The organism is Streptococcus pseudopneumoniae (assembly GCF_001072315.1).
In the GTDB taxonomy this organism is placed as follows: Bacteria; Bacillota; Bacilli; order Lactobacillales; family Streptococcaceae; genus Streptococcus; species Streptococcus pseudopneumoniae_R.
Map to the genome: position 1 here is coordinate 1 of NZ_JVLI01000033.1, position 477 is coordinate 477.

Annotated in this window: 1 protein-coding gene; it reads left to right on the top strand. The window is 35.2% G+C overall.

Features of this window, described 5'->3' with window-relative positions; all coding sequences use genetic code 11:
- Positions 1–256 precede the first annotated feature (256 nt).
- Positions 257–477 (top strand): hypothetical protein (locus tag ADH54_RS01575; RefSeq protein WP_049523710.1); only part of this gene is annotated, 221 nt, incomplete at its 3' end.

Genomic DNA, 477 nt, shown 5'->3' on the forward strand with positions numbered 1-477 from the left:
ATGGTAACTATATCACTTTTAAGTTTGATGAAAATCAAACGAGAATCTAAGGAAAATTAAATTTATTAAAGTCATCAAGAACTCTTGGTGACTTTTTGATTGGGGAAAAATGATCATTGTATGTTTTAGAGCAAGAGCTCCTTCAAATTGTTATCGAAAGTAAATAAAATTGAATACTATAAAACAAAATAAAGAGCACAACACTCTTTCATTCTGTGTTGTGCCTTGAGTGAAACGAAAGGAATGAATTATAAACATGAAATTCAGTGATGAGACAAGAGCATTCGGATCAATCCGAAAGACCAAACGTTGGGGAACGTGTGGAGTTATTCTTGGTCTAGCCCGTAAAATGAAGGTTGGTGGTGCTTGTGGAGTTATTCTTGGTCTAGCTAGTTTAAGTCTTCTAAGTCCAGTTCTTGCAGATGAAATAACTGAAAATAAGGCTACGAATGCTCCCTATGCACAGACGAATCCAAG